Annotated in this window: 2 protein-coding genes; both read right to left on the reverse strand. The window is 40.5% G+C overall.

The window, feature by feature from the left end; genetic code table 11:
- Positions 1-42 precede the first annotated feature (42 nt).
- Entirely contained in the window at positions 43-396 is a 354-nt protein-coding gene (locus KIV41_RS12995; RefSeq protein WP_252040578.1) for a hypothetical protein, read from the reverse strand.
- A 596-nt stretch (positions 397-992) separates the two neighbouring features.
- Positions 993-1,406 (reverse strand): hypothetical protein, encoded by a 414-nt coding sequence (locus tag KIV41_RS13000; RefSeq protein ID WP_252040579.1) that lies wholly within the window; start codon positions 1,404-1,406, stop codon positions 993-995.
- Positions 1,407-1,550 lie beyond the last annotated feature (144 nt).

Here is a 1,550-nt window from a genome sequence, read left to right on the forward strand (position 1 = left end):
AGTGAAAATGCCACGCGTTGTGAATCCCTCTTGAACAGTTTGTTATGTAGCGATGTTCGCAAGGACACAAACCAAGAATGCAGGCACGCCAGCTATGAGCAGTTTGATACAAAAGGCTGTATTTTCTGAGAACCGCTCATCATCGATTTCGTCCGCAACACTACGGTCAACCATTGAGTCTGTAATCCTATCAACCTTGTCATCAGACTGCCCCATACCCCCCAGAGGTGGATACATGAAAAATAAGGCTGTCGTTCCCCATATAAGCATTACGATGAAAAATGCATAGTCCGATACAAACTTAAGTCCAAAGAAGCCTGTAGACATCTCTAGACCAACAACTATTACGGCTGCTATTACATTCGCAACCAATACAAATCGAACTAAACCAAGCATTTATACTCCATTTCTTACCTAGCTACATAACGCCGCGTTAAGTGGTGAGCAACGCCTACCACCCTACCTAAACTATTGTGACATAAACACTTAACCCAAAGTAAGCCAAAAATGCCAAGCGTTGGGAATCCGTCTTAAACGCTTTGTTATGTGTATAGTCTAGAAGTTACTCGGCTATACTTGATACAAGGTTGCTCAGTGGTAAATATTATGGCTGCTCAGAAATACCAAAGACCAATATCCCCAGATCTACATGCATGGGGCATTATTTTGTTCGCCATAATCGGGATGATTCTCATATTGGTGCTAGGAATCAAGTTAGTCAACTTATACGTAGCGTCTAATGGTTATAACGATTTAGCTGCCGTTTTTATTGCTCTCATCGTGATTGGCGTGTTGGCAATGCTAGCTCTAGCATTTTTTTCTCAGCGTATATCCGTATATTACTACCGAAAAAGAGATCCAAGTTAATACACATAACGCCGCATTAAGGTGTGAGCAACGCTACCACGAGACTTAATCATACCACCGTAAACACTAAACCCAACGATGGAATGAAAAATGCCAAGCGTTGAGAATCACTCTTAAATGCTTTGTTAACTGGATGGGAAACGATACCTTTTATAGATTTTCTCGAAGTCATCGCCAAAATTAAGATATGCCATTGCTGTATCTGTATCTTGAGGTGTATGAAAATTGATTCCGAGATCTATAAAGCCATTTTCTAACTGTCGGTTTAAGCTTGGCAAACCCACTAATGACTGAAATATCAATTCACGTTTATCTTCATAAAAGTCACTGTCTTGATCGGAAAAACTATCTAAGATTTCCGTACCAAAGATCACGGATTCAGACTCCGAAATACCTAAAGTTGAGACACTAAGATCCGCATAGCCTTTTAGAAGGTCATAGTCATATCCAAACTGGTCAAATTGATGTTTCACGTCGTATGCAGACTGTTCGATCCAATTAATATGATCGCTCAAGATTTCTGCTGAAGATTTATTCATAAACTCAAAACTCCTTGAATCCAGTTAACGCCCTGTTAAGGGGTGAGCAACGCAATACAATAGCCGCCGCATACCACCTTAAACACTACAACCAATGCATAGTGAAAATGCCACGCGTTGCGAATCACTCTTAAACAGTTTGTT

Source organism: Vibrio sp. D401a, assembly GCF_030248515.1.
GTDB classification, from domain to species: domain Bacteria; phylum Pseudomonadota; class Gammaproteobacteria; order Enterobacterales; family Vibrionaceae; genus Vibrio; species Vibrio rotiferianus.

Bases quoted from the DNA above. Each gene is read 5' to 3' on its own strand.
- KIV41_RS12995 (WP_252040578.1), bottom strand. From the start codon at position 396: ATGCTTGGTTTAGTTCGATTTGTATTGGTTGCGAATGTAATAGCAGCC.
- KIV41_RS13000 (WP_252040579.1), bottom strand. From the start codon at position 1,406: ATGAATAAATCTTCAGCAGAAATCTTGAGCGATCATATTAATTGGATC.